Consider the following 3,791-nt stretch of genomic DNA (forward strand, 5'->3'; position numbering starts at 1 on the left):
ACCTCCTCGTAGAGATGCACGAAAGCTGTGCACATTCCATTTATCCAAGCGAAAAATGAAAGAGAGGTGGGCGTTATGGTCAGCATCGAAGAAGTAGCTGCACGCAACGGTTTCGTGTTGTACCCGACGTCCCGACCTGGCCAATGGAAGGCTCACTGCCCCGTATGCGGGGACAAAGGGCGCGACTTCCATCTGTACGTGTCCAGCGTCAAGGACACGTTCTACTGTCACAAGTGCGGGGAAAAAGGCGGCGCTGTCGCCTTTCACGCGTGGCTGCGCGGAATCTCGTTCGAGGCAGCCAAAGCAGAGATGTACCCGCAAGGGACACGGAAGCAAAACCTGCACCCCGCGGAACGGCTCACTGCCGCCCAACTTGCAGAACTTGGCTTCACGACGCACAAGCCGTGGCGCACGCCGAAAGGCGTGAACCCTTGGGAATGGCGTCGTCACCGCAAGGCTATGCTCGATTGGGTATGGGAAGAGTGGCAGGAACATGAACGTTTTAAGCGCGAGCAGACCGAGCGGTTGATGCGGCTGCTCACGAACGCGCACGAGTCAACATGTGAACAGCCGACAGGAGCGTGAATCATTGAAATCGCTCAGTCAACGTTCCCGATACACCTCGTGTTACAATGGAAACACGGAGGTGTTCATCGTGGAAAAGAAGGACATCCACCAACAAGCTGTCATTCTCGGCAACGAATTTCGCTTTCTCCTGAACGAGGATGATGCCATTTACGATGAAACCTTCGGACACCTACTGGAATCTGATGAACGTGCGTCGAGGGCAAATTTATCTGATGAAGGTTCAGTTCAGTGATCTGAGTGGCGAGAAGGTTCGCCCTGTGGTTGTCATCGGAACGGACCTTGCGGATGACGATGTGACCGTCGTCTTTGTGACATCATCGCCGCCGCGACTCCGTTACGATGTCCAAATCACAGAATGGTCAGTTGCTGGACTGCTCAAACCCTCGACCATACGCGCCTCCAAATTCCTCACCGTCCACAAAGGACGATTCCTCAAACCTCTTGGAACCCTAACAGATAGCGATCTCCGAGCTGTCATGGCAGCTGTCAGGTCGTATCTTCAAACCCCAAGCGCCCAAAGCGAACTCCCATCCGTTCGTATACGTGATGGAGCCCGCTTCGTGCGCGACATAAGGAGGCCTTCTTATGGCGCTTCCCGAACGCCAGCTTCCACGTGCGTATGGCGCCGGCGTCAACATGGTCATGGACTTTGGCGCACTGCGTCAGCGCTTGGAGGAGCTTCGGCAATTCGTAAAAGAGTACATGGTGCCTGGCGAAGACTACGGCATCATCGGCGACAGTAAACCCACCTTGTTCAAGCCTGGCGCGGAAAAGCTCTGCGACGTGTATGGGCTGAGCGCCGGAGAAGCACATATTGAATTCACGCGCGACGATACGAAAAACCCCATCTACATTAGCTATCGCGTGTCTCTACCGCTCATCAGCCGAATCGACGGGAAAATCATCATGGTGGGCGTTGGGTCCGCGAACTCGTGGGAGAAGAAGTATCGTTGGCGATGGGTGACCGAACGCGAATTGCCCCCGGACTTACCCAAGGAAACCCTCAAACAAGCCACATTCGACGGAAAGTACGGTTCGTACATCAAGTACCGCATTCCCAACGACGAAATCGACGACCTCGACAACACGCTCTTAAAGATGGCCAAGAAGCGCGCCCTCATCGACGCTGTGCTCTCGGCTACTCGGTCAAGCGCGTTGTTTACGCAGGACATCGAGGATCTCGAGGATCTAACCATTCGACAGCCGGAATCGGTTGACCGTCGGCAGCGGACACAGCCCGACCGTTCGACCGGTAGCCCGGACATCTCCCAGGCCCAAAAGAACCTCATCCTCCGTAAAGCCCAGGAACGTGGGATGGATACGGAGGCCTTGAACGCGTTCGTGCTCCAGGCAACAGGAAAGGGCGAACTCGACTCACTGACGAAACAAGAGGCGAGTAAGCTCATTGACCTTCTGACCTCGGGGAAACCACGCGAACGCTGAAACCATACGAAGGAGCGAATAAAACATGCTCAACCGCGTGATCTTGATCGGCCGACTCACAGCCGATCCAGAATTGCGCTACACCAACAACGGTACCGCCGTCGCATCCTTCACGCTTGCCGTGGACCGGATGCGTTCGAATTCCAACGGCGAACGCCAGACGGATTTCATCAACATTGTCGTCTGGAATAAGCTCGCCGAGTTGGTATCGCAATACCTGCAAAAAGGCAGGATGGCCGCAGTCGACGGCCGCCTCCAGATTCGCACATATGAGAACCGTGATGGCCAGCGCGTGCGCGTGGCCGAAGTGGTCGCGGAAGGCGTACGGTTTCTCGACCGTGGAGAAGGCAATCAAAGCGCCAAATCTGCGTCTGCCGCTCCACCTGTGAAAAACAACACCTCGCCGGCTCCGTCGAAGCAACCGGACTTCGGTCCATACGACGATCCGTTTGCTGACGATTTGCCACCAAATTTTGAAGACGACATGTCGTTCTAATCGCATCACGGAAGGAGGGGCGCCCTCTCGTTCAAACGGCGAGAGGGGGCACCCTCGGACCGTTGAACGGTGGGCACGAAGTTGTCTCGGCGTTGGCAAACTCTATGGGATGAACTATCGGATATCCTGGCTCGCCATCTCATTCAGAAACGAGTGAGGTGGTCGAAACATGCGAACGAGCAGATGGAAGACCGGAACATCTCACAGCAAAGTGTCCAATACGTTGTGACACGCAATGTTGCAAATGAGATGTACGGTGCATATGAGTACCCCCATGGTCCTAATCCATATGCAAATCCAGACCCGGTGTTCTCCATCACTGGAACTGACGCTTCTGGACGTTGGATTACGGTAGCCATTGCGGTACAAAATCGAGGTGGAAGAATCGTCTTTACGATTGTCACGGTTCTTGAGCCCGGACCGCATAGTCGTCATCGAAAGCAATCATGAGGCCTTCAACGCTGTACTATAATGGGGTTCGAATGAATCCCGTACGCGGAGGGCCATCCATGGAGGATAAGAAAGTGTTGAAAACCGTTATTCGCAACGGCGTGACTTTTGACAATTACCCAGTCTATGTGAGCGAAGCCTACGGTGATTCCTATCTCATGAAACACGAGGAATTGGCCGAAGAAATCGCGTCTTGCATTCCGCAAGCATGGCGAAAAGCTGTACGTTTTGACTGCAACCTGATTGCGGAATTCCAGGACGAAAATGACGAGCCATCGGAAGAGGAACAACGTATTCTGAGCGAGCTTGACAGCTGGATGAAACATCATAACTGATGTAGAACATCCACCAAATTAATTCTCACGAAGACCTAGATTCATCCCGCACGATGCGCGGGGCTTTATCACACAAGCCCCGGCGCCGTCCGTGGGCTTGTGTTCAACAACACACCCACGGAAAGGATGATTCCGCATGAAAATCCTCTCGATTCAACTGGAGAACTTCCGTTCATTTGCAGAAGTCTCATTCCAGTTCCACGATACGACCATCATTGCCGGCCACAACGGCGCCGGGAAATCCACCCTTGCAGAAGCCGTCGTCTGGTGCCTCTTTGGCACAGACATCGCCGGCAGGCAGAAACAAGATGAAAAGCTCATGCGCTTGGGCGAAAAGCGGATGGCGGTCACGGTCACGTGGCTCATTCGCGGCAAGTCTGTTGTCATCTCGCGCACCCGAGCATCTCGACAGGGCTCGACGCTCCTCGTGAACGGCAAACGCGCACAGCTTGGCCAAATCGAAGGCTGGTTCGGCACCG

Annotated in this window: 8 protein-coding genes; all 8 read left to right on the top strand. The window is 54.6% G+C overall.

The window, feature by feature from the left end; all coding sequences use genetic code 11:
• Positions 1–75: 75 nt before the first annotated feature.
• Positions 76–585: a CHC2 zinc finger domain-containing protein gene (locus C7445_RS14175; protein ID WP_134161342.1), complete on the top strand. Its 510-nt coding sequence runs from the start codon at positions 76–78 to the stop codon at positions 583–585.
• Between the two features lie 70 nt (positions 586–655).
• A complete protein-coding gene (locus C7445_RS14180; RefSeq protein ID WP_243835214.1) occupies positions 656–820 on the top strand; it encodes a hypothetical protein in 165 nt (54 codons plus the stop codon).
• On the top strand, positions 801–1,331 hold the full coding sequence (locus tag C7445_RS15085; RefSeq protein WP_424923020.1) for a type II toxin-antitoxin system PemK/MazF family toxin: 531 nt from the start codon (positions 801–803) through the stop codon (positions 1,329–1,331). The genes C7445_RS14180 and C7445_RS15085 overlap by 20 nt, the downstream gene beginning before the upstream one ends.
• Complete coding sequence (locus C7445_RS14190; protein ID WP_424923021.1) at positions 1,231–2,031, top strand: hypothetical protein; 801 nt, start codon at positions 1,231–1,233, stop codon at positions 2,029–2,031. Before C7445_RS15085 ends, C7445_RS14190 begins: the two co-directional genes overlap by 101 nt.
• Positions 2,032–2,056: 25 nt before the next feature.
• Positions 2,057–2,527: a single-stranded DNA-binding protein gene (locus C7445_RS14195; protein ID WP_134161350.1), complete on the top strand. Its 471-nt coding sequence runs from the start codon at positions 2,057–2,059 to the stop codon at positions 2,525–2,527.
• 81 nt (positions 2,528–2,608) lie between these two features.
• Positions 2,609–2,977, top strand: coding sequence for a DUF4258 domain-containing protein (locus tag C7445_RS14200; protein WP_134161352.1), 369 nt, complete (start codon positions 2,609–2,611; stop codon positions 2,975–2,977).
• 59 nt (positions 2,978–3,036) lie between these two features.
• Positions 3,037–3,312, top strand: a complete 276-nt coding sequence (locus C7445_RS14205) for a hypothetical protein (RefSeq protein ID WP_134161354.1) — start codon at positions 3,037–3,039, stop codon at positions 3,310–3,312.
• A 136-nt stretch (positions 3,313–3,448) separates the two neighbouring features.
• Positions 3,449–3,791: AAA family ATPase (locus C7445_RS14210; RefSeq protein WP_166669182.1), on the top strand; the 343-nt coding region annotated here is incomplete at its 3' end.

Source organism: Alicyclobacillus sacchari, assembly GCF_004366795.1.
Lineage (GTDB): Bacteria > Bacillota > Bacilli > Alicyclobacillales > Alicyclobacillaceae > Alicyclobacillus > Alicyclobacillus sacchari.